Here is a 20358-nt window from a genome sequence, read left to right as displayed (position 1 = left end):
CCGGCAAAGGGGTACAAGCGATGTTTAGTAGAGACAGAAAATGGTTTTTGGTCATCGGAATCATATGTACAATGATCATGACCTCGATTTTGGCATGGCAGCCACAGATGGCGAATGCCGCTTCACCCTCTGCTTCTAAGGTGGATGCGGTGCTGGTCGTCGATGTAAGTAATTCAATGAACACCAGTGATCCTGGGAAAATTGGCAATGAAGCCATGAAAATGTTCATTGATATGCTGTCGACGCAAAATGACAAAGTCGGGATTGTAGCGTATACGGATGTCGTACAGCGCGAGAAAGCCTTGCTTAATATTACATCCGAAGCGGATAAGCAGGAACTGAAGACGTTTATTGACGGACTGAACCGGGGGGCGTATACTGACACCTCCGTGGGTGTCAAGGAAGCGATCCGCATTTTGCAAGATGGTAAAACAGCTGGACATGCGCCTATGATCGTCATGCTTGCCGACGGTAACAACGATTTTAATAAGACGACAGGCAGAACCGAAAGCCAATCCGATCAGGATATGGCACAGGCTGTAGCCGAGGCTAAAAATAACGGCGTTCCAATCTACACCATCGGTTTGAATGCAGATGGAAAGCTGAATAAAAACAAGCTCGCCGACATAGCGCAGCAAACGGGTGGCAAGTCCTTTATTACAAGCTCAGCGGATGACCTGCCGAACATTTTGAGTGAAATTTTCGCCAGCAATTTGAAGTTGAAAGTGGTGCCTTTGCAGTCCATTACGGCAAACGGCGACTATCAGGACGTAACGGTAACCGTACCGAACGATAGTGTGCTGGAGGCTAACATTTCGATCATGTCCTCGAAACCGGTGGATGCGAGACTGATAGACCCGTCGGGTAACACCAAGCCGATTCCTTCGAGTGATGTGCTGCTGTCCAAGTCCAAAAGCTACTCGCTGATTAAACTGCTTAAGCCTGTGGCTGGTGACTGGAAGCTCCAAGTCAAGGGAGTCCAGCAGGATCAGATTGATATTAATCTGGTGTTTAACTATGATTTGGAGCTGAAAATGGACGCACCGTCAGCCAAATCATACAAAAAAGGCGATGCAGTTCAAATTCGTTCCTACCTGACGAGCAATAGCCAGCAGCTCCAGGATCAGGAATTGTATGCGAATATGAATGCTGTTCTGAAGGTCAAGGATCTGGATTCCGGTACAACGAATGAGGTGCCGTTAACCAATGCAGGGGATTCTTTTACCGGTTCCTATACGATTCCAGATGAGCATGACTACGAACTAACCGTTAGAGCAGAGGAGAAGAGCTTTTACCGTGAAACACAGCCTGTAACCATCAGTGCTAAAGCAGGGGCGACGAGCGGTACGAATACGGGCACGACGCAGCCAACAACACCTGCTGAAAAGTCCAAGCTAATGCCACTCATTCTTTTAGGGCTGGGACTGCTCGTTCTGCTGGTTGCCGCGTATTTCATCTGGAAGGCTGTCAAAAAGGCCAACCGTGGCTTTGTCGGTCAAATCGTACTGGAAATCCGGGATGAGAACACCGGCGAAAAAACGTATCCGCAATACAAGAAGCTGAACACCTTCCGAGGCAAATTTAATCTGCACCAGTTGCTGCAACTGGCACCGGAATTTGCTGGAACCGACAAGGTCGTGTTCACACCAGCCAATCAGGATCGTATCATTGTGCGCAGTACCCCCGAGATTACGATTGAAAAATCCGGACGGGCTGTTGACACAGGCAACGGTCTTGAACTCAAAAACGGTGATCGTCTGACGATTCCGTTAGCCAGTGTGGACAAAACCATTTTACTGGAGTTTATTTCAGTAAACAGCTAAACGAACCCTTAGGAGGTCATATCTATGAAACCAGTAGTTAGAGAGCATATCCAACAATTAGACGTATCACTCGGCGGAGGGATCGTAAGCGATAAGATCAGAGTTGATACTATTGATAATCCTATTTTAATTATCGGACTCGGAGGAACGGGGATTGATGCCCTTCTCCGCTTGAAATATCAAATTAACCGTAGATTCAAGCTTCCAGCAGATCCGATTTCCAAGAAAAAGAGTGATAAACCGGACAATGTGGAATTTCTCGCTTTTGAAACGAATGAACAAGACCGCAACAAAAAATACAAGGGGATTGGTTTGGACCCTATCAATGAGTTTGTACTGCTATCCAATGCGGAAATCGGTGGATTGCTGCAAAACCGCAGCATTCTTGAGCCGTACATTACCGATTGGCTGTCTCCCGAACTAAGCATTACCGATGGTATGAATGGTGCGGCAGGGGTGCGGCAGGCAGGACGATTGCTGCTGTTCACCAAAATCAATCAGGTCGTACAAAGCATTGACAAAAAAATCAAAACCTTGTCTGAAGGCACCAACAAGAAGCTTATGGTGTTCCTGCTGTCCGGTTTGTCCGGCGGTACAGGAAGCGGTACCTTCCTCGATATTTCATATATCGTCCGAGGAATTATTGAGCGCGACTATGGCTCTGCAGGCGTAGACCGTGTAAATACATTAGGTTATCTGTTTACACCAGATATTAATTTGGCGAACAAAAGCCTGAGCGAGCATACCCGTGAATATATTAAAAAGAACGGCTATGCTGCACTGAAAGAACTGGACTATTGGATGAATGTAGACAGCCGTGGTGAACGTTTTAAGCAGCAGTACGGCAACATTTTGACCGTGAACTCGCCGCTTCCGCCGTTTAATCTGTGCCACCTCATTTCGGCCACGAATACGGAAGGCAAGCTGTTGGAAAACGCTTATGATTACTGCATGAATGTCACCGCTGAGAACATCACTAACTTTATGGCGAGTGAGGAAAAACAGTCGGGCGAAGAGTTTGCCATTCATGACTATATCAGCAATATCCGTACCAACATCGCACAAATGAATAAGGCGTATCCGGCAAACTACGATTACAATATTATCGGGGCTTCCTCGGCGGTACTGCCAATGGAGGAAATGACGACATATCTGGCCTATCGAATGTTTGGCAAAATGTCCAAAATGTTCGAGCAATCGCCAAATCAAGAGGATGTAGAGAAGTTTGCCCGCAAGCTGGGCGTGGATCTGGATAGCATGATCAAAAACTTTGAATCCCGTGTACCTGAGCCACTTCCTGGCTTTGAAAACAGTGAACGGTTAAGTTATAGCAATGTCGTTAAAATGCAAGTTGTCAATATGGACACCGAGCTTGAGCAAACGTTCCTGACGCGTGCCCGCGAAGAGTATATCAAAGCGAAGAAGCAGCTTCCTGGTGAAATTACTGGACAGTTTACGGATCAAATTCGCCGGATGTTTCTCCATCCTGAGCAAGGGCCGTTTTATGTATCCCGTATGATTTATACTGAAAAAGGATTTAGCTTGCTGAAAATGCTGCTTTCATATGTTGAAACGTTGCGTGAATCACTGCATCGTATTCCTACGGACATTGAATGGGCACGTGAGCAGGCGAACGAAAAGCTGGGCGATGCCAAGAGCGCGTTTGTGTCTAAGGATAAAAAGAAAAATGCGTACATCGAAGCGAAAATTAATGAATATTGGCTGCGGGCTGATGTGGAACGTACAGAGCAGCTCATTGAATTTTATGAAGACCTGTATGACTTGTTGAACAAGGAAAATAGCCGCATTTATAATGTATTTACTGAAATTTTGAACGCGCTGAGCGCAATTTTCGAGAAGAATGGCGATCTGCTGATTAACGGCGAGGAACAGTCCGATCACAAAGGTAACAAAACGTACTATTGGAATCTGGTAAGTGTACCGGATATTTCTGAAGTTGTGACTAAGCTGCTTGATAACCGCAACGGTGATGATTTGATTCGTGATTTTGCCCAAGAATTGCTCGAAAATTCAGATCAATGGGTGAAGGATCAGGATATGGACATCATCAGCTCAATCTCCAATTTTTTGACTGATAAGTTCGGTGATCTCATTACCCGTTCCATGGAAGATTTCCTCGTCATGAAATACGGGCAAGATGAAGCCATTGAAAAATTTGTGGAGCGCTACATTGCGAGCAAACTGGATGAGGAAGCTGTACCTGTGTTTCATCTGAGCAATAGCTCTGGCAACTTGTACTTCCCGTCATGGGGATTCGTTTCAGTACCTGTACAGTCGCCTAATATCCTGAAGGGCGTTCGCAATTATCAAAATAATGCAATTGGCAAATCACACTTTACTATTAAAGAGAGTGAAGTTCGTAACCGGATTTTCTGGCTCAATACGCGTAATGGTGTTCCTCTGTTTGTATATACGCCGCTCAAAGTGTATGAAGAAAGCTATGAAAAAACGATTCTTGACCGCGAAGGTATTGGCCGCCATCTGGTACAAACAGGTCAGAACAACTGGACTAATCTTCCGTCGCCGATTCCTGAAAAGTCATGGGGCGAAACTTACGTCAATTCGCGTGTGCAAGCTTACAATGCGCGCATTCGTAATGATTTTGACCGTGCCAAGTCACTTGGCGTGATTCGAGAAAAGGATGTCGATCAGAATACGAGCAGCCGCTTCACTGTAATCCGTTCACATGCGCTAGATCTGAATGCGATGCTGGCAGGCTACGATATGCGCTTGCAGGAATCCAAGCCGAATTTGGGTGAGGTGAAAAGAGCATGGTCTGAGTTGAAACGTCTGCTGGCTGAAGGGCTGGAGCAGGCCGGAAGCAAGGACATCTTTGGCAGCATCAATGAAGAGATGGCGAAGGAAAACCTGATCCGTTCACCAGAGTTAACACAGGTGGTTCGTGAAGAACTAGCGAAATATACACAAATTGAAGCGAAAGCCACTGAACTGGAAGCTTTGCTGGGCAAATATCAGGATGAAGAAAAATGGCTGGATCAGTTCATTCAGGCACTCTATACGGATACGATTACGAAAAAAGGTGCTTTGTACGTCTATGATCGTGACGAAGAAGAAGAGGCTTGGGAGCCGTTTGCCAATGTCATGAAGAGCCGTAATTATGTGGAGTTTGAAGTGTTTACAAACTTCCGTGGTTTGGATGAAAAGAAATTCGCAGCTCTAATGCGCAAGGCGGATCGCCGTGATGCTGTATTGACTTCATCGGAGGATATTACACCACTGCTGTCGAAGCTGGATGAACTGGCTGCGACTTACACAGAGGCCCGCAATCAATTGGAATATGAAAAGGTGGAGCTGGCTAACGGAGCGGAACTATATGCATTTTATGCTCAAATGGCTGGAAAATTAAACGACATCCGCAGAAAGTTGAAATAAAGTATGAGAGAGCAGCTGTTACGTTATGCGGCTGACTATGCAGCCGCAGAGGACCAATTAATCGGAAGCGGGGATGGACGCAGCAGCATCCATTTCCCGTCCGTGTTTCTTTTTATCGGTGATCGCATGAACCCGGTGATGAACACCATTGCAGATATCAACCGGACCAAGTGGGATAACAGCACGGGAGTAACGTATATTCAGATCCGCTCGCAGGAAGAACATGCGGCTGTAGATCGTTCGGTGGATGCTATTGTTCATACGATAGCGGTACCGGAGGAAAGTGGCCACCAAACGATACGCCGTGACTTGCACCAGGCTTTTTATACACATGAATCGCAGCTAATTGAGCTTAACACCGCGTTGCGCCGGGCTAGTGGACATCTGGCAGATTACGGTCGGTTGTATTCTTCGTTCGAGCGTGTCCATTTGTCGATTTTGACGACAGCGGATGACCCCATGAACGTATTAATCCCTGAAATTACGCTGTTGGCGGAGTATATTTTTGCACAGTCTTTTAAATCGGTACAAATGGATCTGTATGTGTTGGTGAATGAAAGCGATCAGGCTGTCCAATTCGGTTACAGTAATGCAACGTCCGTTGCTTTCATGCGGGAGCTGGACTATATCCAGAGTCCAGAGTATACGTTTACGGCACCGCTTCATATGACCGAGGACAAATTGACCATTTCAGTAACCCATGCTCCATCACCGTTGTTCGACCTCGTCTATGTGCTGTCCGACAAGAACGAACGCGGCGTAACGGTGCCGAATAGCCTGCGAGAAAGCTGTGACATCATTTGCCATATTCAGCTTCTTAAAAACCGCTATCAGGCAGGAGATTCCTATCGGTCACAGGATGGGGGATACAACAATACATCGTTTAAAAACAACATCATGACGGAATCCGGGCGGCAGGGTTATGTGTCGGCTGGATTTTCCCGAGTCAACCGCCCTAACCAGTCAATCGCACTTACGGTGCTGTATCACTTTTATGTGAAGCTGTTAGAGCGTATGAGAACAGAGCAGGAGTGGGACATACGCGATAAGCTGAATTATTTTGGTTTAGATGCTGCTGAGCGTGGTCGCACGCGAAATGATCTCGTTCCTGGTAATGAAGCGATCACGGACATGAGCGCACTGATGACCAGCGGAACCAGCTACGGCTCGTTGAAGCGAATGACATTACGTGAGGCGGAGGAAGCCTTGTTTGGTCGGGGCTGCGAAGCCTTTTTCCGCGATAACTGTGAACGGATTGTGCACAAACGGTTGGGAGATTTTCAGGCGGAATCAGGTCTGCAGTCGGCTGTGAATGCAGCTGCCAAGGAATATCCTGAAATCGGCTTATTCGAGTTAACAGACTGGACAGATGAAAATAAAACAGGAAATGTGCTTACCGCCATTCGGGGGCTGATTCGGGATACGTCCAATGACTTGCAGATTAGTGCTGCTGAACTGGACACCCTGTATAGCGGGCGAGTGGAGGACCAACCTTTTCAACGACTGCCACTCATGGATAAGCATAATGTGCGCAGCTTGATTCGTTACCTGACCGAGACGGTTTACGGGCACAAACTGCACATGCTGCGAATTCAAGCCGATTTGGAGCTGCTTCGCCGCTATGAACTGGCACTAGAAAAATGGCATGCACAAGCGAAGCATATTACAGTACAGCTTTCCAGCCTGGAGCGTGAATTACATCAAGCTGCAACAGACAGTATTCGGCAGGCCGACAGTTACACAGGTCAAAACCTGTTCGAGTATTACGAGCGTGTGACGGAGGATGTCATGCGTGAGCTGGAAAGCAAGCGGGGAAAATCTATATTCTTTGATACCCGGCATATGGGGCCTGTATCTGGATTGCTGGACGGGGGCCTGTCCGCATTGGTGGATCGACTTACGCAGACCTGTCGCACCTTGATTCTCAGTTCACAGCCGTTTAATCAGACCTTCGAAGAAGAATTATTGCGGCGTGCGAATGTAGCTGCTGCATATGAAAATCGGCTGGTCGTTCCGAAGGATGAGCTGTTTAAGAAACTGTATCAAACGTTAGAGGAACATGGTGGAATTAACGTACGTTTGCTCGACTATACCCATGAGCATCGGTATGAAGAAAAGTACTTCTTTGGTGACTACGAAGGTGAATTTCTTCCTTATGCGATGGATGTGGACATTACTTCGCGTATTTACAAGCTGGGTTTTGTACATGAGCGTCGCAGCAGCGGGGTGGAAAAGCTGCATTTGATGGGCGGCTTCCATCTGGAGGATCTGATGGTTTACCGCAACGGCAAAACGTATTATGAGACATATACTGCGAATGGTTTCGTGTTTCACGGAATCGACGTGGACCGGTTGCCGGAATTGCGGTAGCCACATATTCATCCTACTTTAATGATGGAAGGAAGCAACGATTCTTATGAAGCAGCGTAAATTTAACGTTCTCCTATTGCTGTTCGGCTTGCTGGGCGCTGTAGTAGGCTTCATCTTGGGAGAGCTTATTCTTCACAAATTGATAGGGCACTGGCCGCATATCGTCGTGATCGGGCTGTATTTTGGCATCATGGCACTGTGTATTGGCCTAGGTTGTCTGATCGGCGAACTAATTTCGCCACAGTTAAATGGGCATTCATGGCGGCAGCGCTACTCCGGGTTATCCTGGAAGTTACTGGTGCCTGCAACGCTGGTGATGTTATTCGTCGCAGGTCTGCTATTGGAGTTGGGCTATCAGGTTAACCCTGAAGGGCGCAAGAGCGTACAGGACCTCGTGCTAGTGATTGATAATTCCGGGAGTATGCAGCAAACAGATCCCGATAATGAACGCCTAACGGCTGCCAAGAGTCTAATTGGCCAAATGGATGGAGACAAGCGGGTAGCCATTGTTTCATTTGATTCTACTGCGCAGTTGGTTCAGCCGTTTACTCCCATTCGCACAGATGCAGAGAAGCAAGCGGTTTATTCCAAAATTGATAGTATGCAGACTATAATGTCAGGCGGTACAGAGATCGGACTTGCTTTGGATGAGACGATCAAGGAGATTGAAACCCAAGGCAATGCAGAAAAAGGTTCTCTCGTTATTATGCTCTCTGACGGCTTTAGCGAGCTGGATACCCAGACGGCATTGGCTCCTTATATCGCCCGCCAGATTCCGATCAATACGATCGGGCTGAAGCTGGCAGAGTCGGATGGTATAGCCTTATTGCAAAATATTGCTGACCTGACAGGCGGAACTTATTCTAATGTAGCCAATGCCCAAGGACTTACTCAGGCGTTCGGTAAAATATATAACAAAATCGGTGATCGCACACTGGTAACGGAGCGGACAGGTGAGTATGCCGACAGTCTGTATTTTGCCATTTATCGCGTAACGGCTCTGGTCATTATCGGCGCTCTATTAGGATTAGCTCTTGGGCTGATGTTTGATAACCGTTTTCTCGCGCGGAATTTTGCGATTGGAGGAGTCCCGGCAGGCTTGCTCGCTGGCTTTATTTTGGAAAAGGGATTATCTGGCTCGCCTATAGGCGACTTGATGATTCGTTTGGTGGCAGCGCTCGTACTGGCAGCCCTTATCGCTGTCTTTTCGCTTGTTCTACCGATTGCGGAAAATACTCGCCGATCTTCCGGTGGAGGAAGTCAGGGTGCGCCGTCAGGACGCCGGAGAGGGGCACCGGAAGCCCCGACGCGCAATCGACGCAGCAGTGGATTTTAGAACGGGAGGCCTGGAACTTATGCAGTATAGGGAAGCACAGCCCGGTGATCCTGTTATTTCGGAGCTGAGCCACAAAATTGATGACAACCGGGTTGTGTTGCGCTGGCAGTGGCCTGAGGGCGCAGCCGTGGTATATATTGCGAAACAATCAGCCGATGCAGGTGTGAATGGGCAAAATGAGGGTGAAGTTTTACCGCCTTTTTCAAGCCTAAAACTGTTTACACGCGAGGAGTATAAGGCTGCTGGTAGCTATCGTGACCGAATTGATGGTATTGGACGCGTACGGTATATCGTATATCCGGCTGTTCGGGAGGATGGAGACACTTACGTGATCCGTCAGCAAGACGGAGCCAACCAACTGGAGTTGAGTACGGGGAGGGCTAAAATCAGATATGCGGTTCACCATAAAAAAAGCTGGTTTCGCAGCCGCAAAACCGTCCAGATTCAGGTGACAGCCGAAGTTCCTGTCCCGCAGGAGGCGCTTTGCTACGTGAAGAAGCGCGGGGGCTATCCCGCAGACCGGGACGATGGAACCTTGTATCCATTCACGGCACCCTTTGCCGCGGGACGGAATGTTTTACCCGCTGTTGAAGTGGGGGGAGATGAATATGTGCGGCTGTTTTTTACAGACGGCCAGAAATATGGCACGGTATATGAATTAGTTCCTGAATGAAAGGAGGCCGCAACCGATGAGTTTTCTTAGCAATTTATTCAGAAGAAAGCCACAGGCAGCGCCAAGGCCGTTATTTTATGATATTGTGTGCCCTTATTGCTTTAGTAAATTTTCCCCGGAGGACGTGGTATTCCGTGCTTCTCATCACCGTGAAGATGACGAGGACTACGCTTTGGGTGAAGATGAACTGTTGAACAAATATCGGGAGCGTTTTGGCTTGGATAGTGTGCATGATATGGAGGCAATTTTGCATCCCCATGATGTTCCTGAGGAACATCGATTGTATTCTGATCATGTACTAACAGGACTGACAGACCGTTATGGCGAGCTGACGCGTCATCGACTGTGCCCACACTGTCATAACGAGCTGCCCGTGACCGCGGGTAAGGTGCCTAGCAATATCATTTCGATTATTGGAGCTTCGCAGGCGGGGAAATCTGTCTATATGACCTCCCTGATTCACACGCTGCAGCATGTTACGGCCGATCATTTTGACGCGGCTTGCATGCCGCTCAATGCAGAGATCAGCCGAAAGTTCCGCACCATGTATGAGGAACCCCTATTTGAACGAGGCGATCTGCTTACATCGACACAAAAAGAAAAGATGCAGGAGCCTTTTATCTTCCAGTTTGTATTTAAGGATGAGGAAAAGCCGCCACTGACGCTGGTATTTTTTGATGTCGCCGGTGAGGGAATGGTAGATCAGGACTATCTGGGACTGCATGGACAGCATATTAAGAATTCAGCAGGTATTCTCTTTATGGTCGATCCACTGCAAATCCGCTCTATTCGGGAGCGCATTAAGATTAACCTTAGCGATAAGCCGGGTGAATGGGTCTCGCAATATGATGAACCGCGTGATGTCGTACTTACGATGTTCGGTGATTTTATTGCTTATCAGGAAAAAGGGAAAACGGACATTCCGACCGCTGTCGTCCTGACCAAAAGTGATATGCTTACTGCATTGGCAGATGAAGAAGGCACATACATCAAGACGAATAGCAATATTTTTAATCCGATGGAGCATCGCAAATATATGGATTTGGATGAGTTCGCGAACATTGATGGCGAAGTTCGACGCTTCATCGAAAAGGTGGATAAGCCGTTCAAGGGCACGATGGATGTATATTTTACGGATACGGCCTATTTCGCGGTTTCCGCGCTGGGTAGCAATCCAGTGGAGCAAAAGCTGCAAGGATTGGTTAGTCCGATCCGTGTGGATGAGCCATTCATTTGGCTGCTTTATAAGTTGAAGTACATTGAGGGGAGAGAATCACAGTGAGTTATTCTACCTCTCATTTGATACAACAGCAGATGTACACACGGGAACGGCGTGGAATTTTCCGTTCTACGGAAGGCTTCGATACAGTGGCTAATTCCAAAGGATTGGATGCTTCTTTTATTAAAAAGGTGCTCAATCCCTTATGTGTATATGATGCGCCTGCTGCTTTGACGGCGCGTGGCGAGAAGCAGGAAAGCGTCTATCCAGAAGCCATGCATCTGGTACGGACGGAGTCCGGGGATGTAGTGCTTGGCCGCAGTATTTATAAGGCTGCGGATTTTACTGGGCTGCGGAGCGCCTTTTTCACGCACAACTATGTGATTCCAGCCGGACATGGTGAATCTCCGTCTGACTATAAGCAGTGGCTGAACACATCATTTGTTGATACCTATGATATTGAGCAGGGAACGGATTTACCGGAATTGGAGCGTCTACCGGGTGGAAGTGTATTTCCGGCTGTTGACCCGTCTACAGTGCTGGCTCAATTGCAGCTGAGCGAAGAAGTGTTCAAACAGCTTTTATACGCAGTCATGATGTCCGCAGCGGGTCGCAAAAAGGTATATGTAGCGCTGAATGTTCCTGTAGAAGCGGTCGGTTCTTCAGCCAAGCAGCTGCTGGGTGTGCTGTATGCGGCACTGCCTTATGCATTTCGTAACAGACTCGGATTTCTTACATATGCACAGGAACCGAACAGCAGAAAAGGCATTCACTTGATGTTCGTTGAGCCTTTTAGTTTGCGTCCCGGTGATCGGAATGTGGAAAAGGACTTTGTATTTGACCTGTCTAACCATAGTCGAATACTTAATGTGGATGCAGAGCAGATGAGACAGCCGTATTTTGACTGGATTGTCCGTACGTTGCTGAATGGTGAGACGCCGGATGATTTCTTCAAATTTGCCGAGCAAATGCTGACAGGTATGGAGGCAGGGCGTGATTTGACGCCATCCAGCTATCATGAGCTCATTACGTTGTACAGAATTGAGCAGGGAGAGCGGGCATTATACAACGAACAACGAATCGCTGTATTACGAAGCTTGACTGATTATTTATCGCCACCCGATTCGCTGCCACGTAAAATGAGGCTGAATGATCTGTTTCTATCGTTTTTTGATCATGAATTTGATCGGGTGAAGGATGGATATATTCCAGATGTAGGTCTAGTCGATAGTTTCAAGGACTATTATAAAGTTCATGCACGCAGCAGCGAAAATCGGTTGGTGGAATATTTAATCCGTTCGCTAAACAATGCTTATACTGCCAGAAATACGGAAGCAGTCACGTATATTTACCATACGATTGAGGAGAATCCGTCATTAGGCAAGGCATATTTTACGAAAGTGCTGGGTAATCCGGCGCTTACAAAAATGCTGTTCATTCCCTACATGGACAGTCAGATGAAAAGAACACCGGATGCCAAGGGATTGCTGGCTGTTGTGCATGAATGGGGCAGTCGGTATATCGAAGTGTCGGCGAATGCCGATTTTCAGCTTTTGGCAGAATCTGCACTGATGGGCAGACTGCGTGCCGAAAGAAAACCAGTAGAGGCTGTGGCTGCCATTCACCAACGCTTGCGTCAATGGGACAGCAGCTCTGCCGTAGGCAAACTGTCCCCGCTGGAGCAATCTGGATTGACAGAGCGCCTGCAGGAAGCGTCGGATCGGTATTTACTTACCGAAGTAGAGCTAAAAGAAATATCACCCGATCAGGTCGTACAGATTCCATTTTTTACACGGCCCGATTTGGTGCAGTGGGTTGGAAAGCTGCCTGCTCCCCTCAAGGGACAAGCAGTGCGATTGATTGCGGCTTACGATTGGTTTAATACGGAGGAACCGGAACCGTCGGTACTGGATGGCCTGGAGCCTGGCGAAGTAGAAAAGGTACAGGATTGGGCTTATGGCTGGCTGCCCCAGCAGCTTGCGGAAGGCCATTTTGCCCGTCTGTTGCCTGCTTTCTATCGTTCTGACGGGCCGGGAGAAGGAATATTGGACTTTGCTCGTCTGGTCAGTTCGATCCGCAAATGGGCGAAGGATAACGATACGATGTACCGCTTTATCCGATGGTCGGAAGAACACCCCGAGTTTGCTACTCCACGTGGCGGTTTCGAACCGTCGTATCGACGTGCGCTACTTCTATTCTTCCAAAAGGAAGGACGAGAGGGACTGCATAAAAAAACGCTGTGGCGTCAATATTTTGAACCTGCAAAGCCTGCTTTTAAAAATTTCTATTTGGCAGCAAAGCGGGAGACGGACACACCGTTGGTTAAAACACTTCGTCGTTTTCGTAAAGGTGGGGTGATTTCCGGGATCGTGCTGATTGTCATTGCAGGTACGCTCGGCGGCCTGAAAGCAACCGGGGTGATCGGATCTGGTGACACACCTGCGCCTGTTGCTGCTCCGAAGCCTGTACAACAGCCTGTAGAGCCTACAGTGCCCGTAAAAGAGGAGCCTACGGCGATAGTGACACATGTGCCTAATACCAAGTCCACTACGAAAATGGTCAAGCTGTTGTTTGCGTTTCAGACATCGACAGAGCAGGCAGAATTTAAGCCGAAGAAGCTCGTCATTGTTGGGGCGGATCAACAGGAGCACTTATACGAAAATTTTACGCTTGCTGAACAGAACGACAAGGAAGCTGCCAGTAATGCGAACAATGATCCATCCGGTGACGTAATCACTGGGAGCGCCACTACAAAAAGTACGACAGCAGATGGACAATCCACGGACAGTGGTTCCACAGCTCGTGGTAGTACATCCAGTGGAACAAGCGGCGATCAGTCTGGAGCAGTGACAGGCAACACGGACGGAGGCTCGACTTCGGAGATTTCTACTGAGGGTAGTGGTATAGCAGCCGATAAAACCATAGGTAGCACGTCCGGTGATGGTACAGAGACAAAGGAGTACGATCTGAAGAAGTATCCTTATCGTACGTTGTTAACCATTTGGCAACGGCTGGAGCTGAATGATGCTAGTACGGTTACCGTTGATGAAGAAGAATATCCGCTAGTTCAAGTGAAAGCCGCGGACTAAACAACTATAAAACAAATGAATGATGAATGAAGTAAAAGACGGGTTTCCTTCAAGGACTCGTCTTTTATTATGCCTATATTTCCATAAAGGATGAATCCGTAATTTGAAATTCACCTTATCTTAGTAAACATCATTTTACGAAAGTATTGACACCAAGTAGGCAGCTGATTAAAATTAGTTGGAATTCAAACTATTAAAATTAGATGGATATGGAGGTTCGTAGTGAGATGGGAAGCGAGGTGTATCCCGTTTGTCTTCCTTGGGAGGAAGAGAGCACGATGTATTTAATTAAATGGATTTTCACTACCGTCCGGCGCGAAATTGAAACGGCACTGCGCCCTTTGGGACTCACCTCCCCACAATCGCAGACGCTCTATATACTGGCGGTGTCGCCTGGAGTCACCAATACGGATTTGGAAAGGCTATTGCTTATTGATAAATCAAGCGTTACCAGCCTGGTTAACGGGATCGTTAAGAAAAACTGGGCAATACGCAAAAGTCACCCGGAAGATGCACGAATGAAGCAAATCTATTTGACTGAGGAAGGCTTAGAGATTCACAAAGTAGCTGAACGTACTATTGAGGCAATTAAAAGCTCGGTAGGTGAAACATTATCTGTCGGAGAATCGGAGACGCTGCGCGGCCTGCTTAAAAAAATTCTCCGCGACTACCACCATGAGGACACCCGCGTTTGAGCGGATATATAGAGAATTTGCCCGGATAGGGGTATCAAAAACAGTGAAATATGATCTTAGATAAGAGGTTTACAGGAGAGGGAGACAACCAAATGATAAATGAACAAACTTATCCCAATGCGGATAAGCTTATGCGAGTGCTAGCTTTCACACTTGTTTTTTCAGTGATGAACGCTTTTATGTTTAATGTCGTTATGCCTGTGATTCGAGAGGAGTTTCATATTAGTGCTTCCGATGTAAGTTGGTTGCTGACTGGCTATATGATCGTGTATGCAGTTGGCTCGGTGACCTACGGCAAATTGGCAGATAAATATCGTCTTAAGGATTTGCTGACGTTTGGGATTATCTTTTTTGCACTGGGTTCGCTTATTGGACTGTTGGCCAATCAATTTTGGATGCTCATTGTAGCTCGTTTGCTTCAGGCTGCAGGGGCTGCAGTTATTCCGGCAACTGCTATGATCGTCCCAGTCCGTTATTTCTCGGCTGAAAAAAGGGGACGTGCTTTGGGCGTCACAGCAATCGGCTTGGCGTTAGGTACTGCACTGGCTCCGATTATTTCCGGTTTGATCACAGGCTTTGCAAGCTGGCGTTTTTTGTTCGTCATTTCCATGCTGCCACTGATCGCATTGCCGTTCTTCCGCAAATATTTGGACGATCAGCGTGGAGAGGATCAGAAGTTCGATTTTCTGGGTGGATTATTGCTGGGTGGAACAGTAGCCTTCTTATTACTTTCGATTTCGCAAACCAATATGATGTTTTTTCTGGTCGGTATGGTGTTATTTGCACTGTTTATATGGCGCATTAACACTGCGCATGATCCATTCATCCAGCCGAAGCTGTTCCGTAACAAGCAATATTCATACGGGCTCCTTATTGCTTTTTTAGGGACGGGGATTAGCTTTGGATTGCCGTACTTGGCACCGCAGTTTCTAAACAGTCTCAATCAGCTTACGCCGGCAATAATTGGACTGGTTATGTTTCCGGCTGCTATTGCTTCGGCTCTATTGGGTAAAAGAGGAGGGCGTTTGGCGGATAGCAAAGGAAATTCGTTTCTCGTCTATACAGCTGTATCGCTTTTGTTTATCTGTTTTATCAGCTTGTCTACATTTGTGGGTGCCTCTCCGTATCTGATTTTATTTTTGCTTATTTTCGGAAACGTAGGTCAGACCTTCATGCAAATTGCCATGTCCAACACGATTTCTCGTACCTTGTCGAAAGACCAGATTGGTGTTGGAATGGGGCTGCTATCTCTGCTGAATTTCATTGCCGGGGCGATCACGACAAGTATTTTGGGCAAAACGCTGGATAGTTCGTCGTCCTTTCATTTGAATCCTGTCGTATCTAATGTGCAGGTATTCAATTTTAGCAATATTTTTACGGTGCTTGCACTGATTGCGCTTGTGACGATGGCACTTTATGCGTTGCAATTCAGAAGGGGTTCACGCCGTAATACGCCTGCTGTTGAACAAGGATAAACATTTGATGTAAACTCATGCCAAAACAAGGGTATAATATAGAAGGAAAAGTTCATCTATGGAAGGACGGAGTGTCCGGCATGACAAGAAACCTTCAATATGTACCCTATGGTTATGAGCCTCCGATCGAGACGCATAAAGGGACCCTAGTCTACTATGATACGTTCGAGCAGATTACCGCCAGAGAGCTGGAGCTTTTTGCCGAAACAGGAGCTGCATTATCTTTTACAAAGCTGGTGCTGTATCCGCTGCATGAAGAAACCGTCAGAAGAATGTGGAAGCAGCCGGTACGTTCGTATTACAAGCGGGTGGACGAGCTGGGAGAGTGGCAGCGGGAGCAGGCTTTGAGTGCTGTTGTGATTGAGAGCTGGGAAGGTAAGCGTAAAAAGTATACGCCGATTGAAGCAGCCATCCGTTTTTTGGCGGAAAAGTATACGACCCCGATTTTTTTGTATATGAGTCCTGAAATGGCAAATTTGTGCGCTTCCTATGCATCATTCGGAGAATGGATTAGAAACGTCAGATTGGTGCTTTCGAGCGAACCACTAGAACTTCATCCGAAGCTTGCACAGTACCGTAATCGCTGGAACACGGTAGAAGAAGCGACAAACCGTGACTCTAAGGTTGACAAAGCGGAGCATGAATTATAGAATAGAACTAATCGTAAAAATTACTATTGTAATTGTATACCATGTATTCCAATTAAGGAGGAAGAGAAATGCGCGTAATTGTTACCTTGGCATGCACCGAATCCGGTGACCGCAACTATACAACAACCAAGAACAAAAGAAATCATCCGGACCGTCTTGAAATGAAAAAATACTCTCCGCGTCTGAAAAAGTACACGATCCATCGTGAAACTAGATAATTTTAGGTCTGCTGTATAGCAACCTGAATGATTCTGCTTCCTGAGCGAAGCCTGTTAAGTTTGCAAAAGCCTGCGTTATGGAACCGGCGAAAACTTGAATTAGTCCAGTGGACAGAGCGTCTAAAGTTAAAGCTTGCATCTAAGAGAACGGCTTTTTTCATGGCTGTATGATAGATGCCGAGCTACATGGTACGCTTTGCCTTTTGAATCGAAAGCACGTGGCTACCGAGTTCTCCTGTGCTGGTGTCAGCATTTGGGACGAGCCGGAGGACCATTCACTATATGCTTATATAACGATGAAGGCTGACGAAAGATCCGGAGCGTTCGTGCAATGGGCGATGCGTATATGCGGCATCGTTTGCTTGTCGTTTACGAGCTTGAGCGCAACCGTTATGATCTGTCGTCTTTTTTTCTGGGACATAACCGTTCCTTTTGCCAACTGATGGAGTATTGCGCCAGTACGTTTGAGTTTGAAACTAAAACTACATGAAAGATTAGGTGAAACTAATGAAAAAAGATATTCATCCAACATTGAACAAAGTTATCTTTTTGGACCCTAGCTGTGGATTTACTTTCCTGAGTGCTTCCACTAAATATTCGCAAGAAACGATGGAATGGGAAGATGGCAACACATACCCAGTTATCCGTGTAGATACTAGCTCCGCTTCCCACCCGTTCTTCACTGGTAAACAAAGAAACGTGGATATCGGTGGCCGTGTGGATCGCTTTAACAAAAAATATAACCTTAAGTAAGACTCGTCGAGAGCTAGGTTTACGGATTATGCCAATAATTCGTAAACCTAGCTTTTTTATTTTTTACGGATAGTTACATCCGAAACAACGCGAATAACAAATGTATTTTCAAGTCTCGAATTTAACATTCTTATGGAACAGTCCGTGAAGCTGCTGCTTTTTAATGCTAAATGAAGCTGAACAATAGTCGACGAGGGCTATGATGAAAAAAGATACGAATATAACGTTTTAAGATATTCAGCAGCGGCATTGCTAATCTTGGCAACTAATCATTTTAAAACGTAATTCTATACTTCGCATAGGCTGTCTTAATTTAAAAATAATCGCAGGTATCTAGCCTGCGATTATTTTTTTTTAGCACAAGAGTCGCGATTAAGGGAGGGTTCCGATAAATCACTTGCGGAAATAAGTTATTTGAAGGATATAGTTAGAGACTTGATACAACTAGGCATCATTATAGATAAGCTTTTGTTCAGAATTGGTTCAGTGGTTTCATGTATATTAATTGAAAACGACATAAATCACTTATTTTCGACAAATATATGAATAAAAGATTAATATAAACACATTTTTATCGGTAAATACAGTGAATAAGCTTTATTATCTTTGAATTATGTAGAAACATTTCGAAGATCGAATAGGGTCGTTTTACTCAAAAGTAAATTAGGAGGTAGAACCATTGAAAGTTTATTCACTTAAGTGGGCAGCCGCTCTTGTTGCTCTTCAGGCGGCGTTTGGTACTTCTGCTTACGCTGCAACGCCTACCAATAATTTGTTTTCAGATACATCCTATGTGACGAGTGATAAAATGGCGGCCATCCAAGAAGCTGTACGCCAAGGGCTTTTATCGGGAGATCCTCATGGAACTTTTCGCCCTGCAGCAACATTAACTCGTCAGGAACTCGCAGTATTATTGGTCAGAGCCTTAAAATTGGACCCTATTTCGAGTTCTTCTACTTTTAAAGATGTGCAAAGTAAACAATTTGCTGCCCCATATATAGAAGCCGCACAAAAAGCCGGGTTTCTATCCGGGGATGGATTAGGAAACTTTCGTCCGAACGATCCTGTTACCCGTGAAGAGCTGGCAGCTGTGTTTGTTCGTGCAGTCGGAGGGGTTAATGCAGAGGGCGGATCAAGCATTTTACCCAAAGATCAGTCCTTGGTAAGCCAATGGGCGGCTGGATCGGTAGATACAGCACTTCGCCTGGGTTTAATTGACATTCATGACAGCAAGCTCAATCCCACCGGTGAAGTAAAAAGGGAGGATATTGCTCCTTTCCTGCTGGATATTTTCAAATCTCAAGAGCAAACAGCTACGATCAATAGCATTGATGGGGACATTGTAACAATCGATAATGTTCCTTATTTAATAGAGGGGAATTTGAAAGAGTTAATCGGAAACTCCAATAAAGATGCGCTAAAAGGAGCTAAATTAAAGTTTAATTCGCGCAATCGTAATGTGGACGGGCTGCAACAATTAGAAATCGTGCAAAAAGATGTTGTGTTAAACACCAATGGTCTACCGGAAAGCAGCCTGCTTCGAATTTTAGGTGATGGTGTTCAGATTAAAGGGGATATCAAAGGAGTAATCGAGCTTAATGACGGTGTTTCTAATATCCAGCTGAATGGAAACGTAAACCATCTTAATGTGAATTCCGGCAATGGTATTTCTATTAAAGGAACCGGAACAATCGGGGAGCTTCAAGTTGCCAACGCAAACGCTAAAGTGACCTTGAACCCGAATTTTAAAGTTGAAACGATTAAGCTGCCTAAAGATGCATCCGTTTCACAAGTTATCCAAAATTACAGCGAAGTACAAAAGCAGATTGGACAAATTCAGTCCGCTGACGGAACGGTTCAAGAAACGACTACAATTACGTCCAGTAGCGTGACATTTTCGTCTGGAGGAGGAAAAACTACTTCGACAAATTCAGTGACTAACCATGCGCCAGGCGTTACTACCGGGTTTACTGATATTACGTTAAGTACAGCAGATGAGCCTAAAAAGATTAATCTGGCAAATAGTTTTACCGATGCTGATGGAGACACGCTGACCTACACAGCAGAAACTTCAGCCACAAACGTAGCGACGGTATCAGTGAATGGAAGTCAGCTGACTCTCACGCCGATGAACGCCGGAACAGCCACGATCACGGTTACGGCGAACGACGGCAAGGGCGGGACCATAAACAGCCAGTTCAACGTAACGGTTACGCCTGTGATTCCGGAAGCCGTGAACCATGCGCCGACGGTGGAAACGTCGATCAGCAATGTGACGACAGGAGCCGCGGATGGAGTTAAGACGGTGAGCCTTGCGAGTGTGTTTGCAGATGAAGACAGCGACGCGCTGACGTACACAGCAACCTCGACGGATACGGGCGTGGCGACAGCAGCGGTAAACGGAAGCGATCTGAAAATTACGCCAGTGAACGCGGGTACAGTCACGATTACGGTAACGGTAGATGACGGCAAGGGCGGCACGGTGGATACGCAGTTCAACGTGACGATCACGCCGGTGATCCCGGAAGCTGTGAACCATGCGCCGACGGTGGAAACGTCGATCAGCAATGTGACGACAGGAGCCGCGGATGGAGTTAAGACGGTGAGCCTTGCGAGTGTGTTTGCAGATGAAGACAGCGACGC

General features: G+C 46.6%; 14 protein-coding genes. All 14 read left to right on the top strand.

What is annotated here, in order from left to right:
* The first annotated feature begins 20 nt into the window (after positions 1-20).
* On the top strand, positions 21-1823 hold the full coding sequence (locus G9G54_RS00315) for a vWA domain-containing protein (RefSeq protein WP_165175449.1): 1803 nt from the start codon (positions 21-23) through the stop codon (positions 1821-1823).
* A 24-nt stretch (positions 1824-1847) separates the two neighbouring features.
* On the top strand, positions 1848-5237 hold the full coding sequence (locus G9G54_RS00310) for a tubulin-like doman-containing protein (protein ID WP_165175448.1): 3390 nt from the start codon (positions 1848-1850) through the stop codon (positions 5235-5237).
* A 3-nt stretch (positions 5238-5240) separates the two neighbouring features.
* On the top strand, positions 5241-7607 hold the full coding sequence (locus tag G9G54_RS00305; RefSeq protein WP_165175446.1) for a transcription initiation factor TFIID: 2367 nt from the start codon (positions 5241-5243) through the stop codon (positions 7605-7607).
* Positions 7608-7653: 46 nt separating this feature from the next.
* On the top strand, positions 7654-8943 hold the full coding sequence (locus G9G54_RS00300; RefSeq protein WP_103047751.1) for a vWA domain-containing protein: 1290 nt from the start codon (positions 7654-7656) through the stop codon (positions 8941-8943).
* A 19-nt stretch (positions 8944-8962) separates the two neighbouring features.
* A complete protein-coding gene (locus tag G9G54_RS00295; protein WP_165175445.1) occupies positions 8963-9616 on the top strand; it encodes a beta-mannanase in 654 nt (217 codons plus the stop codon).
* 16 nt (positions 9617-9632) lie between these two features.
* Positions 9633-10898 (top strand): TRAFAC clade GTPase domain-containing protein, encoded by a 1266-nt coding sequence (locus G9G54_RS00290; RefSeq protein ID WP_165175443.1) that lies wholly within the window; start codon positions 9633-9635, stop codon positions 10896-10898.
* Positions 10895-13924 (top strand): GAP1-N2 domain-containing protein, encoded by a 3030-nt coding sequence (locus G9G54_RS00285; RefSeq protein ID WP_165175442.1) that lies wholly within the window; start codon positions 10895-10897, stop codon positions 13922-13924. Before G9G54_RS00290 ends, G9G54_RS00285 begins: the two co-directional genes overlap by 4 nt.
* A gap of 227 nt (positions 13925-14151) precedes the next feature.
* Complete coding sequence (locus G9G54_RS00280; protein ID WP_165175440.1) at positions 14152-14619, top strand: MarR family winged helix-turn-helix transcriptional regulator; 468 nt, start codon at positions 14152-14154, stop codon at positions 14617-14619.
* A 92-nt stretch (positions 14620-14711) separates the two neighbouring features.
* Complete coding sequence (locus G9G54_RS00275; protein ID WP_165175439.1) at positions 14712-16094, top strand: MFS transporter; 1383 nt, start codon at positions 14712-14714, stop codon at positions 16092-16094.
* A gap of 80 nt (positions 16095-16174) precedes the next feature.
* Positions 16175-16744, top strand: a complete 570-nt coding sequence (locus G9G54_RS00270; protein WP_165175437.1) for a hypothetical protein — start codon at positions 16175-16177, stop codon at positions 16742-16744.
* Between the two features lie 68 nt (positions 16745-16812).
* Positions 16813-16962: a 50S ribosomal protein L33 gene (gene rpmG / locus G9G54_RS00265; RefSeq protein WP_013310116.1), complete on the top strand. Its 150-nt coding sequence runs from the start codon at positions 16813-16815 to the stop codon at positions 16960-16962.
* Between the two features lie 203 nt (positions 16963-17165).
* Positions 17166-17405, top strand: a complete 240-nt coding sequence (locus G9G54_RS25290; protein ID WP_237166228.1) for a hypothetical protein — start codon at positions 17166-17168, stop codon at positions 17403-17405.
* 64 nt (positions 17406-17469) lie between these two features.
* Entirely contained in the window at positions 17470-17715 is a 246-nt protein-coding gene (locus G9G54_RS00255) for a type B 50S ribosomal protein L31 (RefSeq protein WP_013310118.1), read from the top strand.
* A gap of 679 nt (positions 17716-18394) precedes the next feature.
* The coding region (locus G9G54_RS25285) for an S-layer homology domain-containing protein (protein WP_238807594.1) at positions 18395-20358 on the top strand (1964 nt) is incomplete at its 3' end.

The organism is Paenibacillus sp. EKM212P (assembly GCF_011066115.1).
Classification (GTDB): Bacteria; Bacillota; Bacilli; order Paenibacillales; family Paenibacillaceae; genus Paenibacillus; species Paenibacillus polymyxa_B.
Note: the sequence above shows the minus strand (reverse complement) of the source record. Positions and strands in the feature narration are given on the sequence as shown.